Origin of the sequence: Sphingomonas sp. 67-41 (assembly GCF_001899725.1) — a bacterium.
GTDB lineage: Bacteria > Pseudomonadota > Alphaproteobacteria > Sphingomonadales > Sphingomonadaceae > Sphingomonas > Sphingomonas leidyi.
In genome coordinates this window covers 200,434-215,475 of the sequence record NZ_MKWJ01000001.1, presented here as the reverse complement: position 1 = coordinate 215,475, position 15,042 = coordinate 200,434, and the positions used below count along the sequence as shown (strand labels likewise).

The following is a 15,042-nucleotide window of genomic DNA, read 5'->3' as shown; positions in this document are numbered from 1 at the left end:
GGCAGGGACAATCCGCCCTCGCCATGCGGCGAACGGCGCGCGGCGTGCAGCCGGCGTTCATCTTCGGAAGGCCAGGAAATGATGGTGAACGCAGGGAGGCTCAGGACTGGTTGGCTATGGGGTCTGGCCGCGGCATCGATCGCCGCGCCGCTGGCCCATGCGCAGGATGCTCCGGCCCCCAGCCCCAGCGCCGCGCCGATCATCACTCCGCCGCCTAGCGTCCGGCCGCAGCAGCTGCCGGGGGTAATCCCCGAGCGTTTCAGCATCGGCCCAGCGCCGAGCGCGACGCCGGCGCCAGCACCGACGCCGACGCCTGCACCGGTTGCCCGTGCCGCCACGCCCGCGGCCCAGCGCGCGACGCCCACGCCTCGCGCCACGCCGGCCCCGCGTGAAACCGCTCCCGTTGCGGCCGCGCCGGCCCCGGCGCCCGCCGCGGCCCCGGTTCCCCTGCCGGCCGCCACGCCGTCCCTCCAGGCCGCGTCGACGCCGGCGCCTCAGCCGACCGCGGCGCCCACGCCCATGGCCGCACCCGCCGCCTCGCCCTGGGTCTGGGCGCTCGCCGGCGCGGGCGGAACGGCGCTGCTCGGTCTGGGCGGCTGGTTGCTCCTGCGCCGCCGCCGCGCGGGAGCGGAGGAAGAAGTGTTCGAGGCCGAGCCGGTCGCGCTCCCGGCGCCGCCGGTCCAGGCGCCGCCCGGCTTGCAGCGCACTGCGCGACCGGCCGAGCCCGTCCCGGCGCCCGTGCCGCCGGCCCGGCTCTCCCCGTCCGGCGCGGATCCTTTCGAGCTGGCGGTCAATCCGCATCGGATCGTCGCGGGCGAGGACGACGTGCTGCTCGAGTTCGAGCTGCTGATCGGCAACGTCTCGGGCGCGTCGGCGGAGAATATCCGCGCTACCTTCGCGGCGATGAGCGCGCATGCCCGGCAGGACGAAGTCATCGCCGGCTTCCATGGCGGGCCGCCGGGCGAGCCGGGCGGCGCGCCCTTCGATCTGCCGGCGGGGGGTGGCGGACGGATGCCGGTGCGCGTCGCCATTCCGCGCGCGAGCGTGAACGTGGTCCAGCTCGGCGGCCGGCCGATGTTCGTTCCTATCGTGCTGATCGACCTGCGCTGGCGCGGCGGGCTGAGCATTCGCCGTTTCGGTGCCGATTTCATGCTCGGCACCGCGGGGCAGGGCGGCAAGCTCGGCCCGATCTGGCTAGACCGCCCGGCGCCGACAGGGCCGCTGGCGGCGCACCGCTATTTCGCGAAGCAGGTGGTCGCGGCCTGAACCGCACACAAGAAAGGGGCGGCCCGTTGCCGGACCGCCCCGATCTGTTCGCTGAGAAGCTAAGAAGCTTACTTGACCTCGACGGTCGCGCCAGCTTCCTCGAGCTGCTTCTTGATCTTCTCGGCCTCGTCCTTGTTGACGCCTTCCTTGACCGCCTTCGGAGCCGATTCCACGAGGGTCTTGGCTTCGGTCAGGCCCAGGCCGGTGATGGCGCGGACTTCCTTGATGACGTTGATCTTCTTGCCACCGTCGCCGGTGAGGATCACGTCGAACTCGGTCTTCTCTTCGGCGGCCGGAGCAGCGGCGCCAGCGCCACCCGGGGCGGCGACGGCGACGGCAGCGGCGGCCGAGACGCCCCACTTCTCTTCGAGAAGCTTCGAGAGCTCAGCGGCCTCGAGAACGGTCAGCTCCGAAAGCTGGTCAACAAGCGCGTTAAGGTCAGCCATGATAAACTCCAATCAAATCAGATGTTTCGGGATAAATAAACTTGCAAGATCCGCTTATGCGGCGTCCTTGGCCGCATAGGCGCCGAAAACGCGCGCGAGCTGCGCGGCCGGTGCCTGGGTAACGGTCGCGAGCTTGGTCGCCGGAGCGACGATGAGGCCCACGAGCTTGCCGCGCAGTTCGTCCAGCGACGGCAGCGAGGCGAGCGCCTTGATGCCTTCCTGGTCGAGCACCTGGGTGCCCATTGCGCCGCCGACGATTTCGAGCTTGTCGTTCGTCTTGGCGAACTCGACCGCCACCTTGGCCGCAGCCACGGGATCGATCGAGGTGGCGAGCGCCGTCGGACCCGTCAGCAGGTCCGCGATCGCCGCGTAATCGGTGCCGTTGGCAGCGATCTTGGCAAGCTTGTTCTTCGAGACCTTGTAGCTCGCGCCGGCCTCACGCATCTTGTTACGGAGGTCCGTCGACTGCTTGACGGTCATCCCGAGGTTGCGGGTGATGACCACCACGCCAACCTCGCCAAAGGTGCGGTTCAGCTCGGCAACGGCGTCAGCCTTCTGGGAACGATCCATGCCGGTCTCCTCGTTATGAGCGTCTCCCTTGCGGGAAATGCCCGGTTGCAAAATGTCCGAGGGGAAGGATCGTCGTGCCCGGTTATCCCTGGGCATGACCCGCGCGCTCCACGCAGGGAGCCGCCGGTGAAAATCTGTCCCCGTCTAGGCAAGAGATTAAGCGGGGCAGATTCCCCGCGCTTGCTGTCTCGGACGGTCTCCTCCCGAGGGAGGAAGGCGCGCCAATAGCGATATCTGTGGATAAGTCAACCGAGCGTGGAGCGCCGATGGAGAGGGGCGGGGGCGTTGCCATCTGCGCTTCATCGGCGTTTCCCGGATGTTTCACCGAACCACAACAGGACTGCCACATACCGCGCCTAGGCGGCGATGCTGCGGCGCAACGACGCCGTGACTCCAGGGGGGTATGATGACCGTTCGCCACACGCTTCGCGCTACCGTTTGCGCCGCCGTTCTTGCCGCCGCCGCAATGGCGGCCCCCGCGCAGGCCCAGGACCGCACTCCGTCCGCCACGGGCGAGAACGCGCCCGAGGGCAACGCGCCCGAGAATGCCGGCGACGGATCGATCCTCGTCACCGCCAAGCAGACGCGCTCGGCCACTGCGATCCCGGCAAGCGAGATCCAGAAGATCCTGCCCGGCGTCTCGCCGCTGAAGGCGATCCAGACGCTGCCCGGCGTGCTCTACGTCACCGCCGATCCCTGGGGGAACAACGAGCAGAACGCCCAGATCTTCATCCATGGCTTCGCCGGCAACCAGCTCGGCTACACGATGGACGGCATTCCGCTGGGCGACCAGAGCTATGGCAACTACAACGGCCTCTCGCCGCAGCGCGCGGTGATTTCGGAGAATGTCGGCCGCGTCGTGGTGGCGACGGGCGCCGGCGATCTCGCCACGGCGTCGAACAGCAACCTGGGCGGCACGGTGGAGACCTATTCGTCCGATCCCACCCAGGCGTTCGGCGTGACCGCCAACCAGACCGCGGGCAGCTACAACACCTCGCGCACCTTCCTGCGTCTCGACACCGGCAATCTCGGCGGGGGCGGCACCAATGCCGGTTACGTCTCGGTCGCGCGGCAAAAGGCCAAGGCCTGGGACTTCAACGGCTGGCAGGGCGGCTGGCAGGCCAATGCCAAGTTCGTCCATGACGATGCGGTCGGCAAGCTGACGCTCTATTTCGACTATAACGACATGACGCAGCCGAACGAGGACGCCACCGTCTTCTTCAAGCCGTCGGCCGGCGGCACCGCCACGCCGGTGCAGCTCTACACACCCTATACCAAGCCGTTCTTCTATTCGGATTTCAACGGCTATCGCAGCTACATCAATGCGCTGGGCAACTCGCCGGCGGCCCAGGGCGGCAACTACCGCAACTATTATTCGGATGCGCAGCGCACCGACTATCTCACCTATGCGCGCTATGACGCCCGGATCGCCGACAACGTCACGCTGTCGAACTCGATCTACTTCCACCACAATGACGGTGCCGGCGTCGTCGCCGGCCCGCTCGGCCAGTCGATCACGACGGCGCAGCCCTATCTCGATCCCAATTACGCCAGCCTGCCGGCCAATTGTCGCTTCGGCGCCAATGGCAACGGCGTCCGCCCGGCGGCCTGCACGGCGCTGACCGACGCCCAGGCGGCGGCGCGCGGCGCGGCGCTGGTCGCGGCCACCGGCGGCTCGGGCATGATCACCCGCACCACCGAATATCGCATCGACCGCGGCGGCGCGATCACTGCGCTCAACATGGATCTGGGCGACCACCAGATCGAGCTGGGCGGCTGGTTCGAGCACAACAGCACCACCCAGTGGCGCCGCTGGTATGCCGTTCCCGCCGGCAATCCCGGGCTCAGCACGCCGTACATCCGTCCACTCGAGGTGATGCAGCCGCTGTTCACCCAATATCAGGGCGAGGCGCGGATCAACCAGTTGCAGCTCCATGTCCAGGACACCTGGCGGGTGTTCGAGCCGCTGCTCGTGCAGTTCGGCTTCAAGACCAGCGCGCAATGGGCCAATGGCTGGTATCCGGTGCAGCCCCGGCTCGGTTCGCTCTCGGGCCTGACCGGGGGCCTGCCGGTGGGCAAGATCAACACGCTGAAATGGTTCCTGCCCGCCGTCGGCGCGACCTGGGACTTCAACGGACACGAGGAAGCCTATTTCAACGTCCAGAAGAACCTGCGCCAGTATCAGGCCTATCTGGCCGGCGGCGGCGGCCCGTGGTTCACCGGCAGCCAGACTGCGTTCAATGCCTTCGCCAATGACGGCAAGCCCGAGAGCAGCTGGACCTATGAGGCGGGTCTGCGCACCCATCGCACCTTTGGCGGCGGCATCGGGCTCGACGCGCAGATCAACTATTACCGCGTCGATTTCAGCGACCGGCTGCTGGCGATCTCGACCAATCCGGGCGGCATCGCGGGCGGCCAGATCGCCGGCGGCACTTCGATCCTGGTCAATGTGGGCGACGTGCGCACCAACGGCGTCGACGCCGCCTTCACCCTGCGCTTCGGCCGTACCTTCTCCTTCTACAACGCCACGTCGTACAATCTCTCCAAATATCGGAGCGACTATAGCTCGGCGGCGACGGGCATCGGTGGTGCCACCAATAGCTGCATCGGCGGCTTTCTGGTGGTCGGTGGCGTGGTCCCGACCTGCGGCAAGCAGCTGCCGGGCACGCCGAAATGGATGAACAAGAGCGTCGCGACGCTCAATGTCGGCCCGGTCGAGGCGCAGCTGGTCGGCGACTATGTCGGCAAGCGCTTCGCGACCTATTCGAACGACGCCAGCGTCGGCTCCTATTTCCTCACTTCGCTCAGCGTCGGTGTGGACCTGCCGGCCGAAATGCTGGGGATGAAGAAGGCGAAGCTCAGCCTCAACATCACCAACCTGGGCGATATCAAGGGCGTCTCGACCCTTTCGGTCGGCTCGGCGACGAACAATTATTCGGCCTATCCGATCCCGCCGCGCCAGTGGTTCCTCACCTATTCGGCCGGCTTCTGACGACAGGCATCGGGCATGGGCCGGGGGCCAGGCTCCCGGCCCGTGCCTATTGCTCGAGCCTGGAGAGCAGCGCGCGGGCCGGCGCCGCTTCCGGCGTTTCATAGGGGCCGTTGGCCACCGCGATCAGCGCGTTGCGGGCTGCCGCGACATTGCCGCGCTTCGCCAGCGCCTCACCCAGCAACAGCCTGGATCCCGGGGCGGCGGGAACGGCGTCGACTGCCTTCATCAGGCCCTCGATCGCCACATCGGGCGCGGTTTCGCCGGCAGCAGCGAAGCTGCGATAATAGGCCAGGAGCGGCAGCGGGTTCTCGCTGTCGGCGCGATTGGCGCGCGCAATCGTGATCCGCGCGGCCCTTAGCTGGCCGGCACGCGCACTCGCCGGCGCGGCCAGCGCGATCCCGGCCAGTGCCGTACCCTGCCAGGCAAGCGCATCGCCATTGCCCGGTGCCAGGGCCAATGCCCTGGCGGCGGCGGCGGCGCATTCCTGCATGTTGTCGCTGCGGCATTCGGCTTCGGCCAGCAGCAGCTGGGCATCGCGGTTCGTGGAATAGCGCGCGGCGTCGCGGCGGAGGCCCCTCAACCATTCGTCGCGGCGGGCGATCGCGGCGATGCGCTGCCTGTCGGGCTTCGGATCCGCGGACGCGGGCGGGATGGCCAGGCGCGCGCCGAGCTCCAGCCGCCCCTTGACGAATGCGGCTTCCCCCTCGCTCAGGCGCCGGATGATCGGTTCGGCGGCCCGTTCGGCGGGATAGGACATCCGCTCGAAGGGCAGCTTGCCCCGATCATAGGCGACGAGTTCGTCCTGCAGCTTGCCGAGGTCGCCGAACGCCGCCGCCGCCCGTTCCATCGAGCCGCCAGCGGCGATCGTCGCGAGATAGGTGCGGAGCTGGCCTTTCCGTTCGTTCGAGAAGAACAGCATATGGGTGAGCGCCCAGGCGTGAAACGGCGTCCAGCGCTCGCCGGCATTGCGATCGGCCAGATAGCGGCCGGTAACGATGTCCGCGACCGGATAGCGCCGATAGCGATCCAGCACCTTGCGATAGCCTGCGGGTGCGCGGCCATATTCCATCCGGGCGTCGCCTTCTGTCGCCAGGGTCGCGAAGAGCTCGCCGAACCCGTCGACATACCAGCGCGGATAGGCATGCGGGAAATAGGTGAGCAGGAAATGGCGCGCATAGCCGGCAAGGATGCGCCCTTCCGCCGATACCGGCACGGCCAGTTCGTTGACCGAGACGGCGAGCGGATCGTTGCGGCCGAACCGGACGATCGAGCCGGCATGGCTGGCCGAGAGTGCCGCGCTCGCCCCGGGATTCTCGGCCCCGGCGCCGGGCGCTTCCACGGCGGCCGGCGTGGTGGCGCGCACCAGGTCGGGCAGGATGCCGGCGAGGTCCTGGCCCCGTTCGAGGACTGCCTTCTGATCGTAGCGACTCGCGGCGAACACCGCCCCGTCCTCGCGGGGGTCGTAATAGGCGGGGCCTGGAAAGGCGCGGCTATAGGGGCCTGGCGAATATCTCAGATTCCCGAGCTCCATCGCATCGAATTCGGCGCCGTCGCCGACCAGCGTCACCCGAAGCTTGCGTGTATCATCGGGCTTGTCGGCCCGGTTCAGCAGCACCGACAGGAGGAAATGGAGCCGCTCCAGGTCATGGGCGATCCGGGCCAGATCCTTCTCGCTGCCCTCGCTGATCGCCACCACGTGATCGGTTTCGGCCTGATGCCAGTTGCTTGCCCGGTCGCGCTGGCCCCGCACCACGATCGGCATATCCTGGGCGGGGGGATTTGCCTCCTGTGCCGAGGCGTTTCCGGGCAGGATGATCAAGGCAAGTGCTAAAATCGCGCGGACACTACGCATATCGCCTCTCCCCCTTTGTTGTCAGTACGTTACTATGCTTGTTACGTCGGGGGGAGGGAAGCGCGCTATGGCGGTTCGGCCAGGCCCGGAGTCGCGGGTGGTCCGGAAGCGGAGGGGAAGGCCTTTTCGGCTGGATTTCCAGCCGGCTGCGGCCAATTTTTCCTATTCTCCCTTCACAAAGGAAACGCCTGAAAATCGCACCAACTCGGTTGGATTCGCGCGCGCGATGGCTAAAAGCTGGCAGCGATGGTGACCGGGACGATCGATCAACTCACTGCGCGCGAACGCGATTGCCTGCGGCTCGTCGCGCGCGGCATGTCGTCCAAGGAAATCGCCCTCGCGCTCGGGCTCTCGCCCCTCACGGTCGATGGCTATCTGAAGGAAGCGGCACGCACGCTGGGGGTTTCGAGCCGGCGGGAGGCCGCGCGCATCCTGACCGCGCACGAGCAGCTCTCTGCGCAGGCTGGGGAAACGCCCCCCCAAAATTTGGGGGCCGAGCCGGCGGACCTTGCCGAAACGGTGCATTCGGGAGTTCCATTGCCTCCGAAACGGTCCGAAGCCGAACCGCGTTTTCGGGTTCCGTTTCTGAGGCAGGGGAAGCAAACAAATGATCTGGACCCATTCAACCGCCTGATGTGGATTTTCGGCCTCGCGCTGCTGATGCTGATCGCGGTGGCCAATTTCCTCAACGGCCTGGGGGCGCTCTGGCGCATTACCGGCTAGCCCCGGCCTCTTTCGAACCACCCAATCTAGATCCGTCGCAGCCCTTCCGCTGCGCGAAGGAGGACTCATGACGTCTCCGAAGAAGATTGCCGCCGTGCGTATCGCCCGCTCGCTGCGGCCTGCGGAAGTCGCGGTGAATGAAGCTGCGCTCAAGGTGCTCGCGATGGGCACCGCCGTGCTCACTGCCCGGGCCGACGGCACTTTCCATCCGCTCGAGGCCCAGGATGCCGTCGATTATGTCGGTGCGGCCACGGCCAAGGTGTTCGGCGCGATGTCGGACATCAAGAAGGCGCATGGCGAACTGCGCGGCGTCGGCCTGCGCCATCAGGTGCTCGGAGCGGGTGACATCTTCGAGACTCCGGGTCATGACGACCCCCGTGGCGAAGCGGAAATCCTTCCGCTCACCGTCGCAGCATGAGGGGGGCCTTGACTTGGCTGGGGTTCGTTGGTGCGGTCGCGCCATATGAACGTGCTCGTCTATCTGGTCGTGCTGCTCCTCTGCTGTCTCTACGCGGTTACGCGCGGAGGCTTGCCGGAGCGCCTTGCAGTGCTCATTCTGGTGCTCGCGATCGTCGCATCGCACTTCGCACCGGTGTCTGGCCAATATCGCTTCCAGAAGATGGAGGTGGGGCTGCTCGCGGTCGATTCGGGCATGTTCCTCAGCACCATGCTGCTGTCGCTACGGGCGCAACGCTATTGGCCGATGTGGCTGTCCGCGGTGTATCTCAACATCGTGGTGACGCATCTGCTGATGCTCACGCCTTCGCTGATGCCATGGTCCTATGCGGTGGCGAACGCCGCGTGGAACTATCCCGGCCCGCTGCTCATCGCGATCGGCGCGGCGCGGCATCGGCAGCGATTGAAACGCTACGGGGCGGATCCCGCCTGGTCCTGACGAAGGAGGGGCATCATGGCTGAGGCGGACAACTCCACATATCGCCTGCGCGATCGGCCGATGATCCCGCCCAAGCCGGCTGCCGGAGGCGTGGCGTTCACGGGAACGGCGGCGGATCTGGTGGAGGGCATCTATCGTGCCCGCCGGCTGCGCGACGATGCCTTCGGGTCGATTGCCGGGCAGTTCCGCGAGCCGACCTGGGACATATTGCTCGATCTCTACCTCGCCGCCGCCAAGGGGCGGCCGGTATCGGTGAGCAGTGCCTGTATTGGCAGCGGGGCGCCGCAGACCACCGCGATCCGTCATCTTGCCTTGCTCGAGAGTGCCGGACTGGTGGTCCGCACGCCCAACCCGATGGACAATCGGGCAGGCATCGTCACGCTCACCGAAGAGGCGATCCGTCGCGTCGACGACTGGGCCCGCCGGGTGCGGAGCGTGTGGAAGGCGGAAACCCCCCTGCCGGGCGATCCGGTGGTCTGAGCCGTCCCTTTCGCAGGGGAGGCCGAAAAGGGGCCGGAGGCTGTGCCTTCGGCCCTTTTTCCGTCCTTCGCGGCACGCGCGCAAAAGGAAAGGGCCGGGGGATCGCTCCCCCGGCCCTTCCTTGTTCGGCTGTGCCGGTGGATCAGACGGCCGCGACTTCCGCGACGTCGACCTTCACGCCCGGGCCCATCGACGAGCTCAGGGCGACCTTCTTCAGATACTTGCCCTTGGCGCCCGACGGCTTGGCCTTGACCACCGCGTCGACCAGCGCGTCGAAGTTCGCGCGCAGGTCTTCCGCCGGGAACGACGCCTTGCCGATGCCCGAGTGGATGATGCCGGCCTTCTCGACGCGATACTCGACCTGACCGCCCTTGGCGGCCTTCACGGCCTCGGCGACGTTCATGGTCACGGTGCCGAGCTTCGGGTTCGGCATCAAGCCCTTCGGGCCCAGCACCTTGCCGAGGCGGCCGACCAGGCCCATCATGTCCGGGGTCGCGATGCAGCGATCGAACTCGATCTTGCCGCCCTGGACGATCTCGAGCAGGTCCTCGGCGCCAACGACGTCGGCACCGGCCTCGCGGGCTTCGTCAGCCTTGGCACCCTTGGCGAACACGCCGACGCGCACGGTCTTGCCGGTGCCCTTCGGGAGCGTGACGACGCCGCGGACCATCTGGTCGGCGTGACGCGGATCGACGCCCAGGTTCAGCGCGACTTCGACGGTCTCGTCGAACTTCGAGGTGGCGTTGGCCTTCACCAGCGCGATCGCCTCGTCCACACCGTGCAGCTTCTCTGCGTCGATGGTCCAGGTCTTCTGCTTCTTGGTCAGCTTTGCCATGTCCTTAGCCCTCCACAACCTGGAGGCCCATCGCGCGGGCCGAGCCCTCGATGATGCGGGTGGCCGCCTCGATATCGTTAGCGTTCAGGTCCTTCATCTTGACCTGGGCGATCTCGCTCAGCTTCGAGCGGGCGATCTTGCCCGCCGAGACCTTGCCCGGCTCCTTCGAGCCCGACTTCAGGTTCGCGGCCTTCTTGATGAGGTAGGTCGCCGGCGGCGTCTTCGTCTCGAACGAGAACGAACGGTCCGCATAGACGGTGATGACGGTGGGGAGCGGGGTGCCCTTTTCCACGTCGCCGGTCTGGGCGTTGAACGCCTTGCAGAATTCCATGATGTTCACGCCGCGCTGACCCAGGGCAGGGCCGATTGGCGGCGAGGGGTTCGCAGAGCCCGCAGGCACCTGCAGCTTGATATAGCCGGTAATCTTCTTTGCCATGTCACTCTCTTTCGCGGGGCCGTCGCGAAGCTGGAGCCCCTGATCAAGTCGAGCGGTAAAGCGGCCGTGCGGACACGGCCTCCCGCGATTTTCCATTGCTGTTGCTTTGGAAGGGCGCGCGCCTAGCGCATCCCGGGGTGAAAGGCAATGGCCGGCATGTGCGTGCGCCTGCGAGTCCGGCATGGCGCGCCGGCCCATTCATTTCCGTGCATCTTTGGCCTTGCCAACTGGCCTGACGCGTAACAGGCTGTCCTTACCGGCGGCGCGGGCACCAGCTCCTACGAGACTTGCCGGGCAATCCAGGAGGCGCCTGGAGAAGATGCAATGTTCAAACATAATCGTACCGCGCTGATCGCGGCCACCGGCCTGATCCTCGCCACCGCCGGCGTGGCCTGGGCCTATACGACCGATACCGATTCCGGCGGGAGCATCGCCAATATCAGCGGCGGCAAGCGCTTCGTAATCCAGCAGCGCACCGACAGCACCCCCGGCCGCGCCGAGCTGCGCGGCACCTCCAGCACCACGGGCGCTTCGGCGAGCGGGCGGTTCAAGCTGGTGAGCGGCGGAAAATATGTGAGCGTGATGCAGGTGCTCAACGTCGTCGCCGCGGGGGCGACCTCGGGGCCTTCCGAGCCGATCACCCAGCTTGCCGTGCGGCCCAAATCGGGGGGCAATTACGAATTCTATGTCGTACAGGGTAGCCAGGTGTGCAGCGGCGCGCCGACGGTGGTGGTGGGCAGCACCTACGACGTGAGCGTATCGGTCAGCACCGGCCAGAGCCCGCAATATCGGATCAACGGCGTCGTCTGCCAGAAATCGAACCCGGATGGGGACAAGGCCGGCACCGTCTATGACGGCAGCCTCAAGAGCGGCCGCTATTTCTATCCGAAGATGGGCGCCTACAACACGAGCAGCAACCAGGCCCAGAGCGGTGGCGGTTCGACGATCGAATGGACCGAGATCGCGATCTGAAGGGGCGGGGGCCGGTCGCGTCGGAGCGGCCGGCCCCTCATTCCCCGGCAGTGGGGCAGGACGCAGTGCCGGCCATGATCGGCGGTGGCGCTTCGCCTTCTTCGATCGCCGGCCTTCACCGGCCCCTTGCCGATGCCGGCCAGGCATCGAAAAAGGCCGGAGCTTTCGCCCCGGCCTTCTCGAAATCCCAACAATAGGCGAGCGTTGCCTACTTCACGCGTTCGACATCCTCGAAGCCCAGTTCCAGCGGCGTCGCGCGGCCGAAGATCGAGATCGAGACCTTCACGCGGCTCTTGTCGTAATCGAGTTCCTCGACCACGCCCGAGAAGGTCGCGAAGTTGCCGCTCGTCACCTTCACCGTATCGCCGATGTCATAGTCCACCTTGACCTTCGACTTGGGTGCGGCGGTGGCGGCTTCGTCCTTGGTGTTCAGGATGCGCGCGGCCTCTGCCTCGCTGATCGGCTGCGGCTTGCCCGACGAGCCCAGGAAACCGGTCACCTTCGGCGTGTTCTTCACCAGGTGATAGACATCGTCGTTCATCTCGAGCTTGGCGAGGACATAGCCCGGGAAGAACTTCCGCTCGGACTGGACCTTCTTGCCGCGACGGACCTCGGTCACCGTCTCGGTCGGAACCTCGACGGCCTCGACCAGGCGATCGAGGCCCATGCGGGTCGCGTCGGCCAGGATCTGGTCGCGAACCTTGCCCTCGAAGCCCGAATAGGCGTGGATGATGTACCAGCGCGCCATGCGTTCGTTCTTTCTCTCGTTATCTGCGGTGCGGCTTACTGCGCGAGGCGCAGCAGCGAATTGACGATGAAATCGAAGATCGAGTCGATGCCGAGGAAGAACACGCCGAGCAGCGTCGTCATGATCATCACCATGATGCCGGTCATGACGGTCTCGCGGCGCGACGGCCACACGATCTTGCGGGCCTCGGTCTGCACCTGCTTCACGAATTCGATCGGACTGGTCTTCGCCACTGGGGCACCCTCGCTTCAAAGTTCGCCGGCTGCGGGGCACGGGTCCGCTGCCCGGTCCTTCTCGAAGGAACCGGCGCTACCCACCCACGCTGTCGGATTGGGGGCTGTATCTAGCGAGTCGCGAGCGGGCGTGCAAGCTGGCGCGCTCAGGAAAAGAAATGGCTCCGCTCAGAACAGCGCGACGGCGACGAAACCCAGCACGATGAGGGCAAGGAAACCCCAGGCGAACAGGTCGAGCCGCTTCTCGACGAACTCCTGCACCGGTGCGCCATAGATCTTGAGCAGCGTCGCGACCAGGAAGAAGCGGGCGCTGCGGGTGATCGTGGCGAGCAGGACGAAGAGCGCGAACGGATAGTGGGACAGGCCGCTGGCGATGGTCACCAGCTTGAAGGGAATCGGCGTCACGCCCTTCACCAGGATGATCGCCCAGCCATATTTGTTGTACTGCTCGGTGAATTCCTGGAACGCGTTGTGCTTGAAGAATTCGAGCACCTGGTTCGCGAAGTCGGTCAGGAAATAGCCGATCGCATAGCCGAACATGCCGCCCAGCACCGAGCCGAGCGTGCAGATGCCCGCGATCAGGAACGCGCGGTCGCGGCGGGCGAGCACCATCGGCATCATCATCGCATCGGGCGGGATCGGGAAGAAGCTCGCCTCGACGAACGAGACCGTGAACAGCGCACGCAGCGCATGACGGTGATGCGCCATGCGCAGCACCCAGTCGTACAAGGGTCGGAACATCGGGACCGGGCAACTTTCGATGCGGGAGATGTGCGTTCTTTATGGACGGTGCCGGAGCTTGTCCATGGCAAGGCGGTGGGCGCCGCGATCATAGGGCCTTTTCGGAGGCAATTCGGCTTGCGGCCGCGCGGCGCCCTCCATAGCCTCCCGGCCATGGCGACACCTGCCCCCACGAGTACGCCGACCCCGTCGCAGCCGCCCGTGGAGATCCTCTACGCGGTGCCCGTCGGCACGGTGATCTTCTGGTATCCGCCGCCCACCGCCTTCACGACCGGTTCGTCGGGTACGGGGGCGGCGCCGGTCCTGACCTATCCGCCGGGCTTCATGCTGTGCGACGGCAGCACGGTGCATGATCCGGACAGCCCGTTCGATGGCTCGAACCTGCCGAGCCTGATCGATCGCTTCGTCCTGGGGGCGGGCACCGTCCCCTATGGCACCGCAGGCGGCTATGGCATCGACGGCTGGCCGAATCCGAGCATCGATACCCAGTCGACCGCGGCATCGAATTCGGACGCGGTGCGCAACGACATCATCCAGGGGGAGTCGCCGACTTCGGGCTATCGCTACGTGCTGACGAGCGACGACGACAAGAATGACGGCAATCACCATCACAACCTTGCGGCCGGCGCGTTCACCGTGCCCCTGCCGCCCTATATGACGCTCATTCCGATCATGCGGATCAAATAGGCGCAGAGGGATGCACCTGGCCCGCGCCCGCAAGCCCCCCCGCGCCGCGGCATCGGACAGGGTCGCGACGCGCCTCGAGGAAAGCGGACTGGCATCGCCGACCGGCTGGGGCATGCCGATGCACGACATCTCCCGCGTCCCGATCGCCGCGCCTGCGGGCGTCGTCCAGCGCGTGCTCAGGATTGGCGCCGGCGATCGTGCGGGGAACTATGGCACCACCGGCGGCGTGGCGACCAGGAACCTGATCAGGGATACCGAGGCTGCGGTCGGGGACGAGCTCAAGCCGGGCTGGAAGACCTATGTCGGCAATCTGGCCGACAAGAGCCAGCCGCTCACGACCTTTGCCACGACCGAGGATTATTATCAGGATCTCCAGAGCAAGTTCGCCAAGGTCGCGAAGAGCGGTGGCAAGACGCGCCCCAATTTCTCGAGCACAGCCTATGCGCTCGCCAGGGTGACCTATGGCTTGCAGACCGGCATGGATCAGTCGGGCCTCAAGCCATCGGAAGAGGATCTCGCGATGCCGCATCGCTTCCCCTATTCGGCGATCGAGCGAAGCGTGGGATTCTATCTCGACGGGACGGACGACAACGCGGCGCTCGAACGCTGGACCAGGCGCCTGTACGACGCCACCGTCGAGCGCGCCGCGCTGAACACTCCGCACATCGGCGACCCGCACGAGCTCAACTGGTACAAACAGGCAGTGACGGCCCAGTTGAACGAGCTTCACGCCGCGGTGCTGGCGCTGGAGGCATCCAAGGGCAATGGCGATGCGCTGGACCTATATTCGCCGGTGGTGCAGCGGCTGCTCAAGGCAGCGAACAACATGCACGGCAATATCCCCGACTATGGGCCGCACACCAAGATCAACATCCCGGTCTCCGACCGCATCCATGTCCATGTCGAAAGGCCCGAGGACTGGGACGAGGACGACGACGCGATGCAGGTGCCGATGACGCCCGGCTCCCATTATGCGATGGCGATGTCGCCGCCGCGCGTACCGAGAGGCGTCGCGGTCGACGACGACGACGAATATCTGGTCGGCACGGATGGACGGGGCATCGATCCCGACAGGGTCGAGGACTTCGACCTTCTGCTCAACGGGCACAAGCGCGGGAAGACCACGATCCCTTCCTCCGCCCTGGACGATTTCTGAGCCGCTCCGC

17 protein-coding genes are annotated in these 15,042 nt (G+C 66.4%); 9 read left to right on the top strand and 8 right to left on the bottom strand.

The annotated features are described in order from the left end of the window. The first annotated feature begins 84 nt into the window (after nt 1-84). Nucleotides 85-1,266, top strand: a complete 1,182-nt coding sequence (locus BGP17_RS01025) for a hypothetical protein (protein ID WP_286710727.1) — start codon at nt 85-87, stop codon at nt 1,264-1,266. A gap of 68 nt (nt 1,267-1,334) precedes the next feature. On the opposite strand, the gene rplL is transcribed toward BGP17_RS01025, so the two are convergent. Together rplL and rplJ are read right to left on the bottom strand one after the other, a co-directional pair. Continuing rightward, nucleotides 1,335-1,712, bottom strand: a complete 378-nt coding sequence (gene rplL, locus BGP17_RS01020) for a 50S ribosomal protein L7/L12 (RefSeq protein ID WP_086130246.1) — start codon at nt 1,710-1,712, stop codon at nt 1,335-1,337. A gap of 54 nt (nt 1,713-1,766) precedes the next feature. Beyond that, nucleotides 1,767-2,282: a 50S ribosomal protein L10 gene (rplJ, locus tag BGP17_RS01015; RefSeq protein ID WP_167300785.1), complete on the bottom strand. Its 516-nt coding sequence runs from the start codon at nt 2,280-2,282 to the stop codon at nt 1,767-1,769. 406 nt (nt 2,283-2,688) lie between these two features. Between rplJ and BGP17_RS01010 the strand changes: the two genes are divergently transcribed. Next, nucleotides 2,689-5,274 carry a TonB-dependent receptor gene (locus tag BGP17_RS01010; protein ID WP_167300784.1) on the top strand — a complete coding sequence of 862 codons (2,586 nt, stop codon included), beginning with the start codon at nt 2,689-2,691 and terminating at the stop codon, nt 5,272-5,274. 46 nt (nt 5,275-5,320) lie between these two features. Here the strand turns inward: BGP17_RS01010 and BGP17_RS01005 are convergent, their stop codons facing one another. Continuing rightward, nucleotides 5,321-7,126 (bottom strand): hypothetical protein, encoded by a 1,806-nt coding sequence (locus tag BGP17_RS01005; protein WP_286710726.1) that lies wholly within the window; start codon nt 7,124-7,126, stop codon nt 5,321-5,323. 246 nt (nt 7,127-7,372) lie between these two features. Here BGP17_RS01005 and BGP17_RS01000 point away from each other — a divergent pair, with 246 nt between their 5' ends. The 4 genes from BGP17_RS01000 to BGP17_RS00985 all read left to right on the top strand — a co-directional run bounded on the left by BGP17_RS01000 (nt 7,373) and on the right by BGP17_RS00985 (nt 9,224). After that, nucleotides 7,373-7,849, top strand: coding sequence for a helix-turn-helix domain-containing protein (locus tag BGP17_RS01000; protein WP_167300782.1), 477 nt, complete (start codon nt 7,373-7,375; stop codon nt 7,847-7,849). Between the two features lie 67 nt (nt 7,850-7,916). After that, nucleotides 7,917-8,267, top strand: coding sequence for a hypothetical protein (locus tag BGP17_RS00995; RefSeq protein WP_086130250.1), 351 nt, complete (start codon nt 7,917-7,919; stop codon nt 8,265-8,267). Between the two features lie 30 nt (nt 8,268-8,297). Continuing rightward, entirely contained in the window at nt 8,298-8,744 is a 447-nt protein-coding gene (locus BGP17_RS00990; RefSeq protein WP_144034372.1) for a hypothetical protein, read from the top strand. Between the two features lie 15 nt (nt 8,745-8,759). Continuing rightward, on the top strand, nt 8,760-9,224 hold the full coding sequence (locus BGP17_RS00985; protein WP_167300781.1) for a winged helix DNA-binding protein: 465 nt from the start codon (nt 8,760-8,762) through the stop codon (nt 9,222-9,224). A gap of 142 nt (nt 9,225-9,366) precedes the next feature. Here the strand turns inward: BGP17_RS00985 and rplA are convergent, their stop codons facing one another. Together rplA and rplK are read right to left on the bottom strand one after the other, a co-directional pair. After that, nucleotides 9,367-10,059, bottom strand: coding sequence for a 50S ribosomal protein L1 (gene rplA, locus BGP17_RS00980; protein WP_167300780.1), 693 nt, complete (start codon nt 10,057-10,059; stop codon nt 9,367-9,369). Nucleotides 10,060-10,063: 4 nt separating this feature from the next. Further along, nucleotides 10,064-10,495 carry a 50S ribosomal protein L11 gene (rplK, locus tag BGP17_RS00975; protein ID WP_086130254.1) on the bottom strand — a complete coding sequence of 144 codons (432 nt, stop codon included), beginning with the start codon at nt 10,493-10,495 and terminating at the stop codon, nt 10,064-10,066. Between the two features lie 324 nt (nt 10,496-10,819). Here rplK and BGP17_RS00970 point away from each other — a divergent pair, with 324 nt between their 5' ends. Then, on the top strand, nt 10,820-11,467 hold the full coding sequence (locus BGP17_RS00970) for a hypothetical protein (RefSeq protein WP_167300779.1): 648 nt from the start codon (nt 10,820-10,822) through the stop codon (nt 11,465-11,467). A gap of 208 nt (nt 11,468-11,675) precedes the next feature. On the opposite strand, the gene nusG is transcribed toward BGP17_RS00970, so the two are convergent. The 3 genes from nusG to BGP17_RS00955 form a co-directional block, all read right to left on the bottom strand. After that, the gene (gene nusG / locus BGP17_RS00965) at nt 11,676-12,215 is read right to left on the bottom strand and encodes a transcription termination/antitermination protein NusG (RefSeq protein WP_086130262.1); all 540 of its coding nucleotides are present in this window, start codon (nt 12,213-12,215) and stop codon (nt 11,676-11,678) included. Between the two features lie 35 nt (nt 12,216-12,250). Continuing rightward, nucleotides 12,251-12,448, bottom strand: coding sequence for a preprotein translocase subunit SecE (secE, locus tag BGP17_RS00960; RefSeq protein WP_086130263.1), 198 nt, complete (start codon nt 12,446-12,448; stop codon nt 12,251-12,253). A 168-nt stretch (nt 12,449-12,616) separates the two neighbouring features. Then, nucleotides 12,617-13,189: a YqaA family protein gene (locus tag BGP17_RS00955; protein ID WP_167300778.1), complete on the bottom strand. Its 573-nt coding sequence runs from the start codon at nt 13,187-13,189 to the stop codon at nt 12,617-12,619. Nucleotides 13,190-13,342: 153 nt separating this feature from the next. Between BGP17_RS00955 and BGP17_RS00950 the strand changes: the two genes are divergently transcribed. Further along, nucleotides 13,343-13,876 (top strand): hypothetical protein, encoded by a 534-nt coding sequence (locus tag BGP17_RS00950; RefSeq protein ID WP_167300777.1) that lies wholly within the window; start codon nt 13,343-13,345, stop codon nt 13,874-13,876. A gap of 10 nt (nt 13,877-13,886) precedes the next feature. Then, nucleotides 13,887-15,032, top strand: a complete 1,146-nt coding sequence (locus tag BGP17_RS00945) for a hypothetical protein (RefSeq protein ID WP_286710725.1) — start codon at nt 13,887-13,889, stop codon at nt 15,030-15,032. Nucleotides 15,033-15,042: the final 10 nt, after the last annotated feature.